This is a genomic window from Mycobacterium asiaticum (assembly GCF_001673635.1).
Taxonomy (GTDB): Bacteria; Actinomycetota; Actinomycetes; order Mycobacteriales; family Mycobacteriaceae; genus Mycobacterium; species Mycobacterium asiaticum_C.
Genome location: NZ_LZMH01000043.1, coordinates 30477 through 49463 on the forward strand (window position 1 = coordinate 30477; position 18987 = coordinate 49463).

17 protein-coding genes and 1 pseudogene are annotated in these 18987 nt (G+C 66.7%); 16 read left to right on the plus strand and 2 right to left on the minus strand.

The genetic code is table 11. The annotated features are described in order from the left end of the window. The first annotated feature begins 110 nt into the window (after positions 1 to 110). From A5645_RS12245 to A5645_RS12280, 8 genes and pseudogenes are all read left to right on the plus strand, one after another. Positions 111 to 1295, plus strand: coding sequence for an acyl-CoA dehydrogenase family protein (locus A5645_RS12245; RefSeq protein ID WP_036359086.1), 1185 nt, complete (start codon positions 111 to 113; stop codon positions 1293 to 1295). 12 nt (positions 1296 to 1307) lie between these two features. After that, the gene (gene bphC / locus A5645_RS12250) at positions 1308 to 2216 is read left to right on the plus strand and encodes a biphenyl-2,3-diol 1,2-dioxygenase (RefSeq protein ID WP_065129671.1); all 909 of its coding nucleotides are present in this window, start codon (positions 1308 to 1310) and stop codon (positions 2214 to 2216) included. A 127-nt stretch (positions 2217 to 2343) separates the two neighbouring features. Beyond that, positions 2344 to 3807: an FAD-dependent oxidoreductase gene (locus A5645_RS12255; protein ID WP_065129672.1), complete on the plus strand. Its 1464-nt coding sequence runs from the start codon at positions 2344 to 2346 to the stop codon at positions 3805 to 3807. 188 nt (positions 3808 to 3995) lie between these two features. Continuing rightward, positions 3996 to 4787, plus strand: coding sequence for an IclR family transcriptional regulator (locus A5645_RS12260; RefSeq protein ID WP_065129765.1), 792 nt, complete (start codon positions 3996 to 3998; stop codon positions 4785 to 4787). After that, positions 4784 to 5707, plus strand: a complete 924-nt coding sequence (gene lipP1, locus A5645_RS12265) for a LipP1 family hormone-sensitive lipase (RefSeq protein WP_065129673.1) — start codon at positions 4784 to 4786, stop codon at positions 5705 to 5707. The genes A5645_RS12260 and lipP1 overlap by 4 nt, the downstream gene beginning before the upstream one ends. After that, a complete protein-coding gene (locus A5645_RS12270; RefSeq protein WP_065129674.1) occupies positions 5700 to 6047 on the plus strand; it encodes a hypothetical protein in 348 nt (115 codons plus the stop codon). Before lipP1 ends, A5645_RS12270 begins: the two co-directional genes overlap by 8 nt. Then, a complete protein-coding gene (locus A5645_RS12275) occupies positions 6040 to 6678 on the plus strand; it encodes a Dabb family protein (protein WP_065129675.1) in 639 nt (212 codons plus the stop codon). Before A5645_RS12270 ends, A5645_RS12275 begins: the two co-directional genes overlap by 8 nt. 77 nt (positions 6679 to 6755) lie before the next feature. Continuing rightward, positions 6756 to 8118: pseudogene (locus A5645_RS12280) on the plus strand (HNH endonuclease signature motif containing protein). Between the two features lie 13 nt (positions 8119 to 8131). Here A5645_RS12280 and A5645_RS12285 read toward each other — a convergent pair. After that, positions 8132 to 9019, minus strand: coding sequence for an SDR family NAD(P)-dependent oxidoreductase (locus tag A5645_RS12285; protein ID WP_065129677.1), 888 nt, complete (start codon positions 9017 to 9019; stop codon positions 8132 to 8134). Further along, the gene (locus tag A5645_RS12290) at positions 9016 to 10902 is read right to left on the minus strand and encodes a flavin-containing monooxygenase (protein WP_065129678.1); all 1887 of its coding nucleotides are present in this window, start codon (positions 10900 to 10902) and stop codon (positions 9016 to 9018) included. Before A5645_RS12290 ends, A5645_RS12285 begins: the two co-directional genes overlap by 4 nt. A gap of 79 nt (positions 10903 to 10981) precedes the next feature. On the opposite strand from A5645_RS12290, the gene A5645_RS12295 reads away from it, so the two are divergent. The 8 genes from A5645_RS12295 (at position 10982) to A5645_RS12330 (ending at position 18907) form a co-directional block, all read left to right on the plus strand. Continuing rightward, positions 10982 to 12523 carry an acyl-CoA synthetase gene (locus A5645_RS12295; RefSeq protein ID WP_065129679.1) on the plus strand — a complete coding sequence of 514 codons (1542 nt, stop codon included), beginning with the start codon at positions 10982 to 10984 and terminating at the stop codon, positions 12521 to 12523. A 24-nt stretch (positions 12524 to 12547) separates the two neighbouring features. Then, on the plus strand, positions 12548 to 13324 hold the full coding sequence (locus A5645_RS12300; protein ID WP_065129680.1) for a crotonase/enoyl-CoA hydratase family protein: 777 nt from the start codon (positions 12548 to 12550) through the stop codon (positions 13322 to 13324). After that, complete coding sequence (locus A5645_RS12305) at positions 13321 to 14460, plus strand: acyl-CoA dehydrogenase family protein (protein WP_155767987.1); 1140 nt, start codon at positions 13321 to 13323, stop codon at positions 14458 to 14460. The genes A5645_RS12300 and A5645_RS12305 overlap by 4 nt, the downstream gene beginning before the upstream one ends. After that, a complete protein-coding gene (locus A5645_RS12310) occupies positions 14457 to 15470 on the plus strand; it encodes an acyl-CoA dehydrogenase family protein (RefSeq protein WP_065129681.1) in 1014 nt (337 codons plus the stop codon). Before A5645_RS12305 ends, A5645_RS12310 begins: the two co-directional genes overlap by 4 nt. A 66-nt stretch (positions 15471 to 15536) precedes the next feature. Next, the gene (locus tag A5645_RS12315) at positions 15537 to 16013 is read left to right on the plus strand and encodes a nuclear transport factor 2 family protein (RefSeq protein ID WP_065129682.1); all 477 of its coding nucleotides are present in this window, start codon (positions 15537 to 15539) and stop codon (positions 16011 to 16013) included. After that, positions 16010 to 16834: an SDR family oxidoreductase gene (locus A5645_RS12320; protein WP_065129683.1), complete on the plus strand. Its 825-nt coding sequence runs from the start codon at positions 16010 to 16012 to the stop codon at positions 16832 to 16834. Before A5645_RS12315 ends, A5645_RS12320 begins: the two co-directional genes overlap by 4 nt. Next, positions 16831 to 17745 (plus strand): alpha/beta hydrolase, encoded by a 915-nt coding sequence (locus tag A5645_RS12325; RefSeq protein WP_065129684.1) that lies wholly within the window; start codon positions 16831 to 16833, stop codon positions 17743 to 17745. The genes A5645_RS12320 and A5645_RS12325 overlap by 4 nt, the downstream gene beginning before the upstream one ends. A gap of 88 nt (positions 17746 to 17833) precedes the next feature. After that, the gene (locus tag A5645_RS12330; RefSeq protein ID WP_065129685.1) at positions 17834 to 18907 is read left to right on the plus strand and encodes a hypothetical protein; all 1074 of its coding nucleotides are present in this window, start codon (positions 17834 to 17836) and stop codon (positions 18905 to 18907) included. The last annotated feature ends 80 nt before the right edge of the window (positions 18908 to 18987 follow it).

Here is an 18987-nt window from a genome sequence, read left to right on the forward strand (position 1 = left end):
CCTGCGGGGCGCCGAACCCAGCGTTTCGTCCGCTGACCGGGATCGGCGGTGAGTCGGGACACCGAGTGGAGTAAACACAGAGGCACGACCACACACGTAAGGACGACAGCATGAGCGAGCGGGTACTCGACCGAGTCGTGCAAATCGCCGACCAATTGCGTGAGCAGGCCCCCGAGGCCGAGCGCATCGGGCGGCTCACCGACGACACGGTCAAGATGATGAAGGCCGCCGGCCTGATCCGGCTGCTGCAGACCAAGCAGTACCAGGGCTTCGAGGCCCACCCCCGCGAGTTCGCCGAGACGACCATGGCGACCGCCGCCCTGGACCCGGCGGCGGGATGGATCGTCGGTGTGGTCGGGGTGCACCCCTACCAGCTCGCCTACGCGGATCCCAAGGTCGCCGCCGAGATCTGGGCGGACGACGTCGACACCTGGATGGCGTCCCCGTATGCGCCGCAAGGTGTGGCTCGTCCGGTGGACGGCGGCTACATCTTCAACGGACGCTGGCAGTTCAGCTCGGGTACCGATCACTGCGACTGGATCATCCTGGGCGCCATGCTCGCCAACCCTGAGGGTGTCCCACTGATGCCGCCGCAGATGCTGCACATGATTTTGCCGCGCAAGGACTACGAGATCGTCGACGACTCGTGGAATGTGGTGGGGCTGCGCGGAACCGGCTCCAAGGACGTCATCGTCAAAGACGCGTTCGTCCCGACTTACCGGACCATGGACGCGACGAAGGTGATGGACGGGACCGCTCAGCGCGAGGCGGGCATGACCGAGCCGCTGTACTTGATGCCGTGGTCGACGATGTTCCCACTGGGCATCTCCGCGGCGACGATCGGCATTGCGGAGGGCGCGCTGGCCGCGCACCTGGACTACCAGCGTGAGCGCGTCGGGGCCACCGGCACCGCGATCAAGGACGACCCGTACGTGATGTACGCGATCGGTGAGGCCGCGGCCGACATCAACGCGGCCCGCCAGGAGTTGCTCGCCAACGCCGATCGGATCTACGACATGGTCGCCGCCGGCAAGGAGGTGTCGTTCGCGGATCGCGCGGCCGGACGGCGCACCCAGATCCGCGCGGTGTGGCGGGCGGTGTCGGCGGTCGACGAGATCTTCGCGCGCTCCGGCGGCAACGCGTCGCGGATGGACAAGCCGTTGCAGCGGTATTGGCGCGACGTGCACGTCGGGCAGTTGCACGCCATTCACATGCCCGGCACGACCTACCACGCATCGGCGTTGAGCTCGTTCGGCGTGGAACCGCCGATGGGTCCGCTGCGGGCTCTGATCTAGGGAGGTTCGAGCGTGAGTGATCTGAAAAGCCTTGGCTACATCACTGTTTCGACCAACGACATCGAACGATGGCGGCATTTCGCGTTCGGAGTGCTGGGGTTCGCGCAGGGTAAGGGCACCGATAGCTCCGCTTTATATCTGCGGATGGATGAGCGTGCGGCCCGGATCATCGTCGTCCCGGGTGAGTCCGACCGGGTGATGACGGTCGGGTGGGAGGTGCGCGACCGCGCGGCGCTGCAACGCGTCAAGGCGAGCCTGGATAGCGCCGGGGTGGCGGTCAAGGAACTGTCCCAGCAGGAGGCTGACGACCGCCGCGTCGAAGAGGTGATCACTTTCCAGGACCCGGCCGGCATCACGCTCGAGGTGTTCCACGGCGCGGTGCTCGATCACAGCCCGGTGGTCACCCCGTTCGGCGCGAAGTTCGTGACCGGCGCCCAGGGGCTTGGCCATGTCGTGGTGCCGGCAATGGACCCCAACGGGTTGTTCGACTTCTACACCGAGGTGCTGGGTTTCCGGTCTCGCGGGGCGTTCCGGGTGCCGGCGCCACCGGAGTTCGGGCCGATCCGGGTCCGCTTCCTGGGCATCAACGAGCGGCATCACAGCCTGGCGATCTGCCCGGCCATGCATCAGCGCGACCCGGGACTCGTGCACGTCATGGTGGAGGTGGACACCCTGGACGCGGTAGGCCAGGCGCTGGACCGGGTGAACGCCGAAGGCATCCAGTTGTCCTCGACCCTGGGCCGGCACACCAACGACAAGATGGTGTCGTTCTATGTCCGCACACCGGGCGACTGGGACATCGAGCTCGGCACCGACGGGCTGCGGGTCGACGAAACCTATTACACCGCAGAGGAAATCACCGCGGACAGTTACTGGGGCCATCAGTGGGTCGGTGAGATGCCCGCGGCGATGCGGCCCTGAGTTTATGGGCAGCGTGTCACAGCAGTCTCATGTGTCACGTGTTTCCGGGCATATGCCGATGTGCCCGCCTTGCAGCGACAACAGGCCTCCCCTGTGACTTGAGTGATAGAAGGGATTGCCGAGCTCAATGATCGACCGTGACGTCACTCCTATCCCGGCAGGCACGATCACCGACTGGGAGCACGAGGCCGACGTCGTCATCGCCGGTTACGGGATCGCCGGCGCGGCGGCCGCGGTGGAGGCGGCCAGGTCCGGTGCCGACGTCCTGGTCCTGGAACGCACCGGCTCGTGGGGCGGCGCTGCGTCGATGGCGGGCGGGTTCATCTACCTCGGCGGCGGTACCTCGCTGCAACAGGCCTGCGGATTCACCGATTCGGTGGAGAACATGGCGGCGTTCCTCAACGCCGCCATGGGTCCCGGCGCCGACGAGACACGCATCGCCGACTACTGCGCCGGCAGCGTCGCCCACTTCGACTGGCTGGTGGAGTGCGGCGTGCCGTTCAAGGCCGAGTTCTTTGCCGAGCCCGGCTGGGAGCCGATGGGCGATCAGGGCCTGATGTACAGCGGCGGAGAGAACTCGTGGCCGTTCAACACCATTGCCTCTCCCGCGCCGCGGGGTCACGTCCCGCAGATGTCGAACAAGAAGCAGGGCGAAGCCAGCGCTGGCTACATGTTGATGAAGCCGCTGGTCGAAGCGGCCGCCGCGGCCGGGGTCAAGTCGCTCTACGACGTCCGCGTGCGGGCGTTGATCGTGGCTGCCGACGGCCGGGTGGTGGGCATCCGGGCGCGGCGGTACGGCACCGAGATTAATATTCGGGCCCGCCGCGGAATCATCTTGGCCACAGGCAGTTTCGCCTACAACGATGCGATGGTGGCGCAGTATGCACCCCGGATCGCCGGCCGGCCCGCCGCGTCCATCGAGCAGCACGACGGGCAGGCGATCCGGATGGCCCAGGCGCTGGGCGCCGACCTGGCGCACATGGACGCCACCGAGGTCGCGATCTTCATCGACCCCCAGCAATTGGTGCGCGGCATCCTGGTCAATGGTCGCGGCCAGCGCTATGTCCCCGAAGACACCTATCCGGGGCGGATCGGCCAGCTCACCCTCTATCACCAGGACAACACCGCCTACCTGATCATCGACAACGATTCGCAGGAAGAGGCCATGGCGTCGTGGTCGCCCAAGTTCATGCTGCGCCCGGCCACCTGGGTCGCCGACACCGTGGCCGAGTTGGAGTCGGAGATGGGCCTGGCGCCCGGCTCGCTGCAGGCGACCGTCGCGGCATACAACGAAGTCGCCGCGCGCGGCGAGGACCCGTTGTTGCACAAGAAGTCTCAGTGGCTGCGGCCGATCGGGTCCCCGGTCGGGGCGGTCGACCTGCGCGATTCCACCGGTGGCTTCACCCTGGGCGGGTTGCGCACCTCGCTGGACGCCGAGGTGCTGCACGTCAATGGTGAACCCATCCCGGGACTGTTCGCGGCCGGCCGCTCGACCGCTGGACTGGCCGCCTGGGGTTATGCCAGCGGCATCTCGCTGGGCGACGGCAGCTTCTACGGCCGCCGCGCCGGCCGCTCCGCCGCTCGCCTCTAGCGCGCGGAATAGCGCGAGGCGCGCGGAGCACCGCGAGCAGACGTAAAAGTCCCCTGAAACTCACATTTCAGGGGACTTTTGCGTCTGCTCGGCAGGATGCGGTGACATCAGGCACCTCAGTGTGGTATTCCTAATAGGAATATTGCAGCCAGGCAGGCGGGATTCTTGGAGGACCTATGCCAGCGACCGTGTCCGCACCGCCAGAACCCACCACGCCCAGCGCCGTGATCGACCGAATCTCGTTGGTGCTGGATGCTTTCGAGGGCCCCGGGCGCCTGACGCTGGCTCAGATCGTGCGCCGCACCGGTCTCCCGCGGTCATCGGCGCACCGGATGCTGGAGCGGCTGGTGCAACTGCGGTGGCTGCGCCGCAGCGGTCGTGACTACGAGCTCGGCATGCGGCTGGTCGAGCTGGGGTCGCTGGCCGTGCACCAGGACCGGCTGGTGCGCGCGGCGAAACCGCTGCTGGGTGAATTGCACCGGGCCACCGGACTGGTCGTTCACCTCGCCGTGCTGGACGGAACCGACGTCCTGTACCTCGACAAGATCGGCGACCGCATGATCGCCGCAATCCCCACCCGGGTCGGCGGGCGTCAGCCGGCGCACTGCGCGGCGGTCGGCAAGGCGATGCTGGCCTACCAGGACAACCACGAACCGGCCGACCTGGCCACACGCAAGACCAAATACTCCATCGCCACCGCTGCTCAGCTCACAACCGAACTGGCCAAGATCCGCAGCCACGGTTTTGCATTCGACCGGGAGGAGTCTCTGCTCGGATTCGGTTGTGTCGCAGCACCGATCGGTGGCCCTGGTGACGCGGTGGCAGCGGTGTCGGTGTGTGGTCCAATGAACCGCATGATGTTTGACCAACGCCTCGTGGCGCCGGTGCGCATGGCCGCAATGGGTATCTGGCGCAACGTCGAAGACGGCCGTGTCGCGCCGACGCTCCAGTCGCCGAGGCCACTGCTGCGATACGCGTGAGCCTCGATCCCCAGATCGCCGAGCTGATCGAAGGACTGGACGCCGGGTTTCCGCCCGTACACACCATGACTGGTGCGCAAGCCCGGGCGGTGATCCGCGACCGGTTCGTGCCGCCGGCCGTACCCGAACCCGTCAGCGAGGTCCGCGACACGGTGGTCGCCGGGCCCGGAGGCGATATCCCGGTCCGCATCTATCGACCCGAGGGTGATCGCTTGCCGGTGCTGGTCTACGCGCACGGGGGCGGGTTCGTGTTCTGCGATCTGGACAGCCACGACGGCCTCTGCCGCAGCCTCGCCAATCACGTTCCCGCCATGGTGGTTTCGGTTGCCTACCGGCTGGCACCGGAGTATCCCTGGCCCGCGGCGGCCGAGGACGTCTACGCGGTGACCGACGCGGCAGCGGCCGGAGCGTTCGGCGGTGACCCGGGCCGGATAGCCGTCGGTGGCGACAGCGCCGGCGGGAATCTGGCCGCCGTCGCGGCGGTGATGGCCCGGGATCGCGGTGGTCCGGCGATCGCGGCGCAGCTGCTCATCTACCCGGTGATCGCAGCCGATTTCACGACCGAGTCGTACCGATTGTTCGGCCGTGGGTACTACAACCCGCAGCCGGCCATGCAGTGGTACTGGGACCAGTACGTGCCGTCCCGCGCCGACCGCACTCACCCCTACGCCGCGCCATTGAACGCCGACCTCCGGGAACTGCCGCCCGCAATCCTGGTGATTGCGGGGCACGACCCGTTGCGCGACGAGGCGCGGGCCTACGCGTCCGCCCTGAAGTCGGCCGAGGTACCGGTGACGCTACTCAGATTCGACGGCGGTATACATGGCTTCATGAGCATGCCGATGCTGGACATAGCTCAGGAAGCACGGCGACGGGCCGGTGCGGCGCTCAGTGCGACGCTTGGGTCGGCCGATGTCTGACGGGCAGGTCTTCGTTATCGACCGGGTGGTGACCAAGCCCGGCAGCGCGCGCCGGTTCGTGGACTCCTATCTGGCCGAATATGCCCCCGGCGCGCGCGAGCGGGGCATGACACTGCGCGATGTCCTGGTGAGTCCGCCCATCTGGTTCGACGACGAGGTCAACACCATCACGATCACCTGGACGCTACCCAGCGTGCAGGCGTGGTGGGAGATGACGTGGCAGGGACGCCCGGATCCCGGGTTGGGTGAATGGTGGGCGCGCATCAGTGACTTGGTGGTGGAGCGATCGCGGTCCTTCGCGGCGGCCGCGGACGACGTGGACGACCTGTGCGATGTATAGCGTCATCAGGTTGCTCGACGTAGACGAGTCCGAGCGTGACCGAATCCTTCGTGACCTGCGCGCGGTAGCGGTCCGCTCGCCGTACTCGATCGTGCAAGCGACAATGCCAGGCTCCCGCAACGGTGGTGACATCATCTTCCATCTGCGCTTCGCCGCAGAAGACGAATGGCGTTCCATCGAAGACGATTTCGCTGCCGTGGTCGCCGACGCCGCGGTGACGGGGATGACCGGTGCGAACTATTCGGGGAGCCCCGTGCGCACCGACGTCACGAGCGGCACCGTGTACCGCACCCTGTTGCTGCGGGTGGCGCCCGGCACCCCCGCCGACATCATCGAACGTTTCGAGGCCGAGCTCGGGTCGATAGCGCGTTACGTGAACACGATCACCGCCTGGCAGCTGAGTCGTGTCGACGAGCCGGTTGGGAACCCGTGGACGCATGTGTTCGAGCAGGGATTCACCGACGTCGACGGTCTGGTGGGTCAGTACATGATGCATCCCATCCACTGGGCGATGGTGGATCGCTGGTTCGACCCTGAATGCCCGGAAGTCATTGTGCGCGATCGGGTGTGCCACAGCTTTTGTGTGCTGCCCGACACCGCGAACTGGGACAATCTGCCGCTGCCTCGCTAGTTGGAATGCCCTGCAAGGCAGGAGTTTCGGCTTCTGCGCTGAAAAAAGTTGTCAGTCCTTCGCCATAGCATGTGGCTATGGTTTCGAGTTCGCGTGAGGAGATCGTGGAGGTCTTCGACGCGTTCGATGCCGAGTTGGATCGGTTGTGTGCGTTGTCGTTCGAGGTGTTGACGAATCCGGAGCGGTTGCGGGCCTTGGAGCGCTTGGAGCGGGTGAGTCGGCGGCTGCGGGTGCCCCAGCATGTGCTGATCAACGAACTCGGCGCCCAAGCGAGCACCGAAGAAATGGGCGGCACCCTGTCGTGCGCGTTGGCCGATCGGTTGCGGATCACCAAAGCCGAAGCCAGCCGCCGTATCGGCGAGGCCGAGGATCTCGGTGAACAACGCGCATTGACCGGGCACCTTGGCGCCAACGTTGAGCGCCACCGCACGCGCCCAGCGACAAGGATTGATCGGCGACGGACACATCAAAGTCATCCGCGACTTCTTCACCCACCTACCCACCCACGTCGATGTGTTCACCCGCGAGGCCGCCGAAGCCGACCTAGCCGACAAAGCCTGCCAGTACCGCCCCGAGCAGGTCGCCAAATACGCCCGCCAACTCATGGACCTGCTGCACCCCGACGGCGACTACACCGACGAGGACCGCGCCCGCAAACGCACGCTGATGCTGGGCAAGCAAGAGTACGACGGCATGTCACGCCTGTCCGGGTTGATCACCCCCGAACTACGGGCGCTGATCGAAGCCATGCTCGCCAAACTCGCCGCCCCCGGCATGGCCAACCCCGCCGACCAAGCCCCGGCCGTGGACGGCGAACCCGACTACGACACCGCCCGCCGTGATATCCGCAGCACCGGGCAACGCAATCACGACGCCCTGATCACCGCGATACGGACGTTGTTCGCCTCCGAACAGCTCGGCCAGCACCGGGGGCTGCCGGTCACCGTGATCGTGACCACCACGCTCAAGGATCTCGAAGCCGGTACCGGCAAGGCCCGCACCAGCGGCGGCTCCCTAATCCCGATGGCCGACCTGATCCGCATGGCCGCCCAGGCCCATCACTATCTGGCGGTCTTCGACGACGCCAAACCGTTGGCCCTCTACCACGCCAAGCGCTTCGCCAACCCCGCGCAGCGGCTCATGCTGCACGCCCTCGAGGGTGGCTGCACCCGGCCCGGCTGCGACCAACCGCCGTATCACACCGAGGTCCACCACGTCACCGGCTGGACCACCACCGGGCGCACCGACATCACCGACCTCACCCTGGCGTGTGGACCCGACAACAGACTGGCCGAAAAGGGCTGGACCACCCGCAAAAACGCCCGCGGCGCCACCGAATGGCTTCCACCGGCCCACCTGGACCACGGCCAACCGAGAATCAACACCTTCCATCACCCGGAAAAGCTCTTCGCGGATGAAGACGACGACGAATCCGCTTGACTCAAAGGCCCAATCACATTCCAGTAGCCCGAATATTTGGGTTCGCTGACTCCGGCGGTTCCAGTGCCGGCAGCACGCACCGTCCGTCCAAACTGTGCACGACTAAACCCTGCGACCACGGATAGTGCAGGCTGAATGCCACCAATCCGGTGCGTTCGGCGGCCGGCCGATGACACATCGCCAGTACCGTCTCGGCCAGATACTCGACCGGCTCGGTCGGGAATGACTCGGGAATCAGTTGCGCCGCACCGGGAGTGCGGACCGCGGTCGACGGGCCGACGCAGTTGACCGCGATGTTCGCATCAAGCAACTCGGCGGCTACGCCCTGCGTGAAGCGGTGCAGCGCGGCCTTACACGACGCGTACACCACGTCGCCGGCGGTCTTGTTGTAATCCCGATAGGGCCGCACCGGCGCCAACCCGGTCACCGATCCGATGTTGACGATCCAGCCGGCACCTTGCTCGCGCATAACCGGCACCGCAAACTTGGTCAGGGCGAACGGGATCCGCAGATAGTGCTCGACGGTCCGGTCGAACGTCGCCATCGACATGTCCGCCACCAGCGAGTAGTCGGCGAATCCCGCGTTGTTGACCAGGATGTCGATGCGGCCGGTGCGGTCGAGGACCTCGTCGATCAAACGGTCCCGCTGCGAAGGATTCTCCAAATCCGCTGCCACCCCGATAGCCCGGCCGCCCGTCGCCTCGATCAGCGCGACCGTCTCACCGACAGTACCGGGCAAGGTCGCAGCCATTCCGGCCCGCACTGACGATGACGGCTCCAGAGCCCGCGCCGTCACCACCACCGTCGCCCCCTCGGCGGCAAGCCGCTGCGCGATCGCCCGACCTATCCCCCGGCTGCTACCGGTCACCAAAGCCGTTCGCCCGGAGAGCAACCCCGTCATCGCAGCTCGAAATGCTCTTCGATCGGCGCCCGGTGTTCATGCCAGAGATCGACCAATCGGTACGGGGTGGCCACTACCACCCGTCCCGAGCCTGACCGGTAGTAGGTATGCGCGTTCGGGGTGTGACACCACACCGTGCCCGCCATCGCTTCGTCGATGCCGGCCACATATTCGTCGTAGGCCTGCCGCGTCACTTCCATGGTGGTCGCGCCGCGCAGCGCCATCAGCTGCAGACACTCGATGATGTAGTGCGCCATCACTTCCATCGAGAAGTTGGCGCCCGCCCCATGCCCCGGGCTGTAGTTCGGCGCTGAGTTGATGAAAAGGTTCGGGAATCCCGGCACGGTGCCGCCCCGATAGGCCGCCGGGCTGTTCCCCCACTCGTCGACGAGTCGACGGCCGTCGCGGCCCCGGATGTCGATGGTGGACAGGAAGTCCAGATGGTAACCGGTGGCATACACGATGACGTCGAGGTCGATCTGTCGACCGTCCTGGGTGACAATGCCTTTCGCATTGACCTCGCGCGGCTCGCTGGCCTCGACGTCGACGTGGTCGCGCGTCAGCGCCGCATAGTAGCCGCCCGGGTCGCGGATGATCCGCTTGCCGTACGGCGCGAAGTCGGGCGTGACCTTCTTCGCCAATTCCGTTCCCGCACCGAAGGTTCGGTCGATGTAATCCAGGCACATCTGCAACAGCACGTCGTTGGCTGGTGAGATCGAAAGATGGGTCTGCGCCCATTCCGGGTCCCGCAGGATGACCGGGTAATTGTTGTCGGCGGTGCCCCAGAACGACTTCAGCCGGTTCCAGTTCGCGTAATACGGCAGGTGCCGGCCGAGATAGCGGCGGTGCGAAGGAACATCGTCGGTCAACCGCTTGCGGGGCGCCACCCAATGCGGTTGCCGCTGAAACACCGTCAGGTGCTCGACCTCGTCGACGCAGGCGTCCACGATCTGCACCGCGGTACACCCGGCGCCGATCACCGCGACCCGCCGGCCGGTCAGATCCAGGGACGGATCCCACTGCGCGGAGTGAATGCTGGTGCCCGCGAACGTTTCCCGTCCCGGCAGATCCGGCCAGCGGGGCCGGTTCAGGTAGCCGGCCGCGGTGATGACCACACGGGCATAGCTGATCGACCGGTTGCCGGCACGGTCTACCGAGTGGATATGCCACTGCGCGCGGTCGCTGTCCCACCACAGCGCTTCGACCTCGGTGGCGAACCGGGTATGTGCCCGCAGCCCGTATTTGTCGGCCAACTTCACCAGGTAGGCCTGGTACTCGGCGCCCTGCGGGTAGTAGCTCGTCCATTCCGGGTTGATTTCGCGTGACAACGAGTAGTACGCCGACGGGGTGTCCACGCCAATACCCGGGTAGGTGGTGGTCAGCCACGTGCCGCCGACCTCGTCGTTGCGGTCGAAGATCTGATAGGCGACACCAGCGTCGGCGGCGGCCAGCGCGGCGATGATGCCCGCGATGCCCGCCCCGATGATGGCCACCGTCGTCGTCTCGGGGATCGGCACCGTACGGGGCAACGTCGGTTGGGAAAGCTGAAAACCACCCTGCTCGAGCAGCAGCGGCACGAACTCGTCGTCGACAGGGGAACCCAATGCCAATGGCAGCAACCGGCGAAACAATTCAGGGTCATCGGCGGGACGCGCTCCCGGGCACCGATCCAGCGCGGAAACCACGGCCTCGACGAGCGCATCAAAGGTGGCCGGGTCGGTGACGCCGGCGCGTTCGGGCGGGTCGGGGATGTGGGAGATCTTGGGCCCGAACCTGTCGACGACCCCCCGATCACCGGTGAGCTGCGCCAGCACGGCGACCAGAACGCCCGGATCCGCCTGCCGCAGGTTCGCGCGCAGTTCTTCGGGATCCGGCTTGGCCATGCAAGTCAGTATCGAAGCTATGGCGCATCAGGGCCACGGTGCTTTCCTCTGAGCGGGACATGATGCCTATGTTCGACGTATGCAAGACGTGATCGCCCGCGCGCGAAGTCACTCGCTCGGGGACATCCCTCGCCGCCCGGCTCGTAAGCACCCGAACAAGACGGCGATCATCGACGGCGAAACCGTCCTGACCTTCGCCGAATTCGAGCACCTGGTGGACCGGGCGGCGGCGGCCCTGCACGACAAGGGTTTTACGGCCGGCGACCGCGTCGCACTGCTGGCCCGAAATTGCTGGCAGTACGCGGTATTGGTGTTCGCAACCGCGCGCGCCGGGGTGGTCCTGGTCCCGGTGAACTTCATGCTCACGGCCGAAGAGATCGGTTTCATCCTCGGGCACAGCAACGTCAGCGGGTTCTTCGTCCAGGACGAATTCCTGGCAACCGCCCAAGACGCGCTGCGGGTGGGCGGCCGCGACACGACGACATTCACGCTGAGCGACGACTTCACTGACTGGTTGAAAACGAGGACGAGAGCACCGCAGCCGCTCATCGACGACGACCAGCTGCTGCGGTTGATGTACACCAGCGGCACCGAATCCCGCCCCAAGGGCGTCATGCACAGCAGCCGCAGCCTGCTCTGGAACTACATCAGCACCATCGCGGCCGGCGACAAGAGCGAGGACGACGTCGAAATCCACTCATTGCCGCTCTACCACTGCGCCCAGCTGGACAACTTCCTGATCCCCGATATATATCTCGGCGCCACCAGCATCATCCTGCCGCGTCCCGAACCAGAGGCCGTACTGCGCACCATCGAGCGCTACAGAGTCACCAATTACTTTGCGCCGCCCACAGTTTGGATCAGCCTGCTGCGCTCGCCGCTGTTCGACGAAGTCGACCTGTCCAGCCTGCGCAAGGGTTATTACGGAGCTTCGGCAATGCCGACCGAAATCCTCGGCGAAATGCGCCGACGGTTGCCGCACTTGAGGTTGTGGAACTTCTACGGCCAGACCGAGATGGCGCCGTTGGCCTCGGCACTGAAGCCCGACGAGCAGGACGCTCATGCCGGCGCCGCGGGCCGCCCGGTGCTCAACGTGGAGACCACGATCCTCGACGATGACGACGAACCCGTCGGCGCCGGTGTCGTCGGAGAAATCGCGCACCGCAGCCCGCACCTGATGCTGGGATATCTCGACGACGCCGAGAAAACCGCGGAAACGTTCCGAAACGGCTGGTTCCATTCCGGTGACCTCGGCTTCTACGACGAGCACGGTCTGCTGCATGTCGTCGACCGCAAGAAGGACATGATCAAGACCGGCGGCGAGAACGTCGCCAGCCGGGAGGTCGAGGAGGTGCTGTACCGGCACGGCGGCGTGCAGGAAGTCGCGGTGTTCGGGCTGGCCGACCCGGTGTGGGTGGAAGCCGTGGTGGCCGCGGTAGTGCCACGCGACGGCGTGCGCCTCACCGAGGAGGACCTGATCTCGCACTGCCGGGAACACCTGGCCGGGTTCAAGACGCCCAAGCAGGTGTTTCTCGTCGATTCGCTGCCCAAGAACCCCAGCGGCAAGCTGCTCAAACGGGCGCTACGGGAGCGGTTCGCCCGCGCGTCGGCGGGCGACTGAAACCGACTCCCTACAGTTGCCAGCATGAGCACCGCTTTGGATATCAGCACCAACGGACCGATCCGCACCTGGACGATCAACCTGCCGGCCGTCGGAAACGCGATCACCGGCAAGGACGTCATCTCCGAGTTCGAGGCGGCGGTCGACAGCGCCAATGCCGATACCGAGGTGCGCGCGGTGATCCTCACCGGCGAGGGCAAGATCTTTTCGGCCGGCGGCAACGTCAAGGAGATGGCCGACCAGGCGGGCATCTTCGCGCTGAGTGCGCTGGACCAGCGCCGTGCCTACGTCGACGGAATCCAGCGCATTCCGCGGGCACTGGCCCGGCTCGAGGTTCCGTTGATCGGGGCGGTCAACGGCGCGGCCATCGGCGCCGGATGTGACCTGGCTCTGATGTGTGACATCCGAATCGCCTCTGAGCGAGCATCTTTCGCGGAAAGTTTCGTGCAACTCGGTCTCATCCCCGGCGACGGCGGCACCTGGTTCCTGCAGCGGGTCATCGGATACCAACGCGCCGCAGAGATGACGTTCACCGGTGACCGCATCGACGCGGCCACCGCGCTCGCGTGGGGCCTGGTCAGCAGCGTCGTGCCGCACGACGAACTGTTGCCGAAGGCGAACGAGCTGGCCGAACGCATCGCCAAGAACCCGCCGCACGCGCTGCGGATGGCCAAGCGGCTGTTGCAGGAGTCCCGGACGGGCTCCCTGGAGTCGACGCTGGGCATGGCGGCAGCGATGCAGCCGCTGGCGCACCGCGACCCCGAGCACGAGGAACGCATCGCCAAGTGGCGGACGCGCTGATGCCACCCAGGTTGGTGCCGCCGGCAGGGCTCGACGACGAGGCCACCGGACAGCTGCGCGGCGAGGTCCGCGCGTTCGTCGCCGAGCAGCTGGCGGCGGGCGCGTTCACGCCAACCGTCGACGCGTGGCTGTCCCGGTGGGACCAGAATTTCACCGCCGCGCTCGCCGCGCGGGGCTGGTTGGGCATGACGGTGCCGGTCGAGTACGGCGGGCACGGACGCTCCTTCCAGGAGCGGTTCGTCGTCACCGAGGAGCTGCTGGCCGCCGGGGCTCCGGTCGCCGCGCATTGGATCTCCGACCGCCAGATCGTCCCGTCGCTGCTCAAGTACGGCACCGAAGCGCAGAAGCGGCACTTTCTGCCGCGCATCGTGCGCGGGGAGTGCTTCTTCGCCATCGGGATGAGTGAGCCCGACTCCGGTTCCGACCTGGCCAGCGTGCGTACCCGGGCCGAGCCGGTCGACGGCGGCTGGTCGCTGTCCGGCACCAAGGTCTGGACCTCGGGAGCGCATGTCGCCGAGGCATTTATCGCGCTGGCCCGAACGGAGCCGGTGGACCCCCAGCACCGGCACGCCGGACTCAGCCAGTTCATCGTCGACCTGCGCGGCCCAGGCATCGACATCCGGCCGATCATTTCAATGAACGGCGCCCATCACTTCAACGAGGTCATCCTGGACGGCGCCTTCGTGCCCGACCCCATGGTGTTCGGCACGATCGGCGACGGTTGGCGGCAGGTGACCTCCGAGCTGAGCTTCGAACGCAGCGGACCCGAACGGTTCCTGTCCACCTACGTGCTGCTGGCGGCGTGTGCCGACCGGATGGCGGCGAACGCGATCCCCCGCGACGCGGATCTGGGTCGGCTGGTGGCACGAATCGCCGGCCTGCACCGCATGTCGACCGCGGTGGCCGGTGCGCTGCAACGCCACGAACCTGCCGACCTGCCCGCCGCGGTGGTCAAGGTGCTTGGCACCAGCACCGAGGGTGATATCGCCGAATTCGCCGACCTGCAGGACCCGCCCGATGCGGTGTTCTCGGAATTGGCTCGCGCCGCTGTGGACCAGCGGCCGGGCTTCACCCTGCGCGGCGGCACCAACGAGGTGCTGCACGGTGTGATCGCGCGCGGATTGGGTTTGCGATGAGCGCCGACCCGGCCCTCGTCGAGATGATGAGCGCCGTGTTCGGCGAGTACCGGGAGAAGCATCCGCCCGGCGCGACCGTCCGGCGGGATCCGGAGTTGTGGAGCCAGCTCGACGAACTCGGTCTGGTGCGGTTGACCGGCGCCGAAGCAGTAGGCGGTAGCGGGGCCGGCTGGTACGAGGCGGCCGAGCTGCTGTCCGCCGCGGCCGGTCATGGTGTGCGAATCCCGTTGGCGGAGCATGATTTACTGGGCTGCTGGCTGTTAGAGGCGACCGGTCTGCCCGTCGACACAGCGGTGCGGACGGTGGCCGTGCTCGACAAGCAGGGCGAGGCGACCGCGGTGCCGTGGGCCGCGGGCGCCGACCGGGTGGTCGTGGTGTGGCGGCCCGAGGGCGGGTACCGGGTCGCAGACGCCCCCGTCGAGGAGCTGTCCATCACCCCGGGCGTCAACCTGATCGGTGAGCCGCGTGACGCGATTGCCGCCGACCTGACGGTGTTGTCCGGTGAGCCGGCGACCCTGGCTTTGGTCACCGAGTTGCGGCTGAAGGCGGGCCTGGCGCGGGCCATCCAGATCTGCGCCGCCCTGGATCGGATCGTGCAGCTGTGCATCGAGCACGTGACCGCGCGAGTCCAATTCGGCCGGCCGCTCGCGAAATTCCAAGCGGTGCAACACATGCTCTCCGACATCGCGTCCGAGGCTGCGCTCGCCCGTGCGGCGACGGAGGCGGCGCTGGCCACCGCGGTGTCCAGCGGATGGTCAGCGTTCAACCTGAATTTCCTGGTCGCCGCGGCGCGTTCGTGCGCGGGCCACGCCACGGCGGTGGTGGTGCGCAACGCCCACCAGGTGCACGGCGCGATCGGCACCACCCGCGAGCACCGGTTGCACGAGTTCACCCGGGCCGCACTTGCATGGCGCTCGGAGTTCGGTTCGACGCGCTACTGGGACGAGCAGGTCACCGACGCGGCGCTGCACGCCAGTGCCGGCGGGCTGTGGGACCTGATCACCGGGTGAAGACGGTGTTCCACTGACCGGGCGCTCTGGGTGCCTTCAGGGCTGCGCCGGGGTTGACTCACAGCCATGAGCCACGACATCACGCTGCCGGAACTTCAGGAGTTCATCGCCGGCTTCTGGTACTACTACGACGAGGCGCACTATCCAGAGTTGGCCGCGCGGTATGCCGACGACATCCGGTATGTGAGCAGAAGCGACAGCGGCGCAAGCCCTTTCGAAGAGCTGATGTCGCCTGAGCTGCACGGCCGCGAGAAGGTGCTGCAGTGGCTGACCGAGCACCGGGAGCAGAGCCCCTACCCGTTGCGCCACCACGCAACCAACGTGCACCGCCTCGGTTCCGACGGGGATGTCACCCGCGTCCGGTTCTACCTCTTCGTCAACCAGATCGCCAACTTCGTGCCGTTCGCGGTGTCCAGCGGCGTCGCGGAGGTCGGTGTGCGACGCGGCGGGACCCACGGCCTGGAGTTCACCGAGATGGACGTCGTCCTCGACACCACCAACTCGGAGCTGCTTTCCGAGCGGCATGCCAGCATGGGGTCGTGAACGCGCGCGAAACGTTCTCCGGCGGCGTGGCCGTCATCACCGGCGCGGGCGCGGGAATCGGCGCGGGACTGGCGCGGTACGCGCACCGGCTGGGCATGTCGGTGGTATTGGCCGATATCGACGCCGATGCCATCGCGGCACTGCGTGACGAACTGGGCACCGCCGTCGCTGCCGACTGCGACGTCCGAGACCCCGATGCGGTACAAGACTTGGCCGACCGGACCTATCGCGACGTCGGCCCGGTACGGCTGTTGGTCAACAACGCCGGCGTCGAGCAGTTCGGTTATCTGTGGGACACGCCGCTGGACAACTGGCGGCGCATCGTTGACATCAACATCAGCGGCGTATTCCACGGTGTCCGAGCGTTTTTGCCCGCGATGATGGCCAGCGACGAGCAGGCCTGGGTATGGAACCTGTCGTCGGTGGGCGGGGTGACCGCAATACCGCTGCAGTCGCCCTACATCATGAGCAAGCATGCCGTGCTCGCGCTGACCGAGTGTCTGCGTCTCGATATCGAAGCCGCCGGGCATGGCCACCACATCCACGTGCAGGCGGTGCTGCCCGGCGCCGTCGTCTCCAACATCTTCGAATCGGCGGGCGGGGTCGACGACGGTGACACCGGAGCCGCCGAGGCGCAGAGGGCCGCGATGCTCGACATCAAGGCCGCGGCGATGGATCCGCTAACCGCCGCCGAGACGCTGTTCGACCAGGCCGCCGCGGGGCGGTTCTATCTGGTCACCCAGGAATCGGTGACCGAGGCGATGATGCGGCGAGCCGAAGTCCTTGCTACACAGAGCCCGCCGGCCCGGCGCCAGACATGAAGCTCGACCCGGACGCCGCCGCGCGGATCGCCTCGTTCGGTGACGTTCCGCCGATGCGGGAGCGGGGCTTTGCGGCGGTCCGAGCCGCCATCGAGGCCGCTCCCCTGCCCGACGATATGCCGGAGATGGCCGGCATCACCGACGTGGTTATCCCCGAACGCCTTCCGGCCCGGATCTATCGCCCCACCGACGCTTCCGGCCAGCCGGTGCTGGTGTATTTCCACGGCGGCGGCATGGTGATGGGCAGCAACCGCTCGTTCGAACCGTTGGCCCGGGCACTGGCGTCGGCGTCCGGTGCGGTCGTCGTCGCCGTCGAATACCGGTTGGCGCCCGAATCGCCACCACCCGCCCAGTTCGACGACGCGTATGCGGTGACAGAGTGGGTTGCCTCGCACGCCAAGGAACTGGGTGTGGACGCCGGGCGGCTCGCGGTGGTCGGGGACAGCGCGGGCGGGTCACTGGCGGCCGGCGTGGCGCTGGCCGCCCGCGACCATGCGGGGCCGGCGATCTGCGCGCAGGTCCTGCTCTACCCCGGCCTGGATCGCGACATGAGCGCGCCGTCAATCACTTTGCTCGCCGACGCGCCGATGCTGAGTCGCGACGACATCGACTACCTGCATTCCCTCGCCGACATGGGTACCGACCCCTATCTCGTTCCGGCGTACGCGACCGACCTGAGCGGACTGCCGCCGGCGATCGTGGTGACGGCGGGCTGCGACCCGATCCGGGACTGGGGCGAACGGTATGCCAACCGGCTCCGCGATGCTGGGGTGCAGACCACGTGCACGCGTTACCCCGGGATGTATCACGGCTTCCTGATGCGGTCCGAGGCGACGGCACGCGGCCGGCTGGCCATCGCCGAGATCGGCGCACTGCTGCGCGCAAAGTTCGAGAACCCCCTTCGCTTTTAGCGTCCCGGTCACCGGACAACCGGACTCCCTGGCGTGCGGGTGCTGCGCAGAATCGCATGGGTATCGCAGCGGCAGAAGGAGACGATTGATGCTCACCCAGGAGCGGCGGATGGAGCTGTCCGATGTCTTGCGGCCCGCCGCACCGCCCCGCGAGGTCGACAAGGTCTACACCGACGACCAGCGTGAGCGGCTGCTGGACGTGGTGCGCACCGAGGGGCCGTGGCGGCTGATCATCTCGCAGCACTTCGCGTCTGCCGACGAGCTGATCGCGACGATGAGCGGGTTGTTCCCGGAGGGCTACACCCCGTCACTGGACCTGTTCCTCACGCCGACGTTCCGGGGATACCTGGCCAACTACGGTGCGGTGCTCTACCCGCAGCTGCACGACTGCTTCTACAACGCACGGTTTTTGGAGCTGGCCAAGAGCTATTGGAACGCCGAGTACGCCAAACCCCAACTGATGCTGTTCAACATCAACGGGCCGTGCGCGAATCGCGATCCGGGACACCTGGATTCACCCAGTTTCCGCGGTGTGCGGCACGAGAATGCCCCGACGTGGCTGACCAGCGTGATGGGCAAATCCGGCTTGTTCACCGATTACCTGATCAAGATGGCTCAGGTCATCACCTGGTTCTCGCTGGACGCCAGCAGCGGCTTCACCTATTGGCCGGACGGTCCGCTGAAGGCCCCCAAGCGGGTGCTTCCGCCGATCTACAATCGGGGCGTGGTGGTGCAGAACGAGATGATGGTGCACCGCGGTGAGGCGAACGGGCCGCTGGAGCAACAGATTCCGGTTGGACTGGCCTTCGACACCGTGTTCACCGGCGACCCGGGCCACCGCGACCACTGGCTGCTCAAGAACGGTGACGAGGTGATCGCCCGCCACCACACCGACGAACTGCGGTTCCTGGTGCACTGGTCGGCCGAGGTGTTCTCCGACTTCGACGAACTCAAGAAGAACATGGAAGGCTCGGACGACCTGACTATCGAAAAGGCCATCGACATCATGGTCGACGACGCCGGCACCCGGGGCATCAAGCTGGACATACCCAGCGAGCCACTGCATGACGCGGCGTTCATCAGTGCGCTGAATGCGGCGTTCGATCTGGGCGGGCCGTCGGTCTACCCGGAGGAAGCGCCTATCAGCGCCTTCCAGCTGTAGCGCCGGTACCCCCGGTCTCCCCGGTCTCCCCGGTCTCCCCGGTTTCCCCGCGAGCAGACACAGAATCGCACTGAAACAGC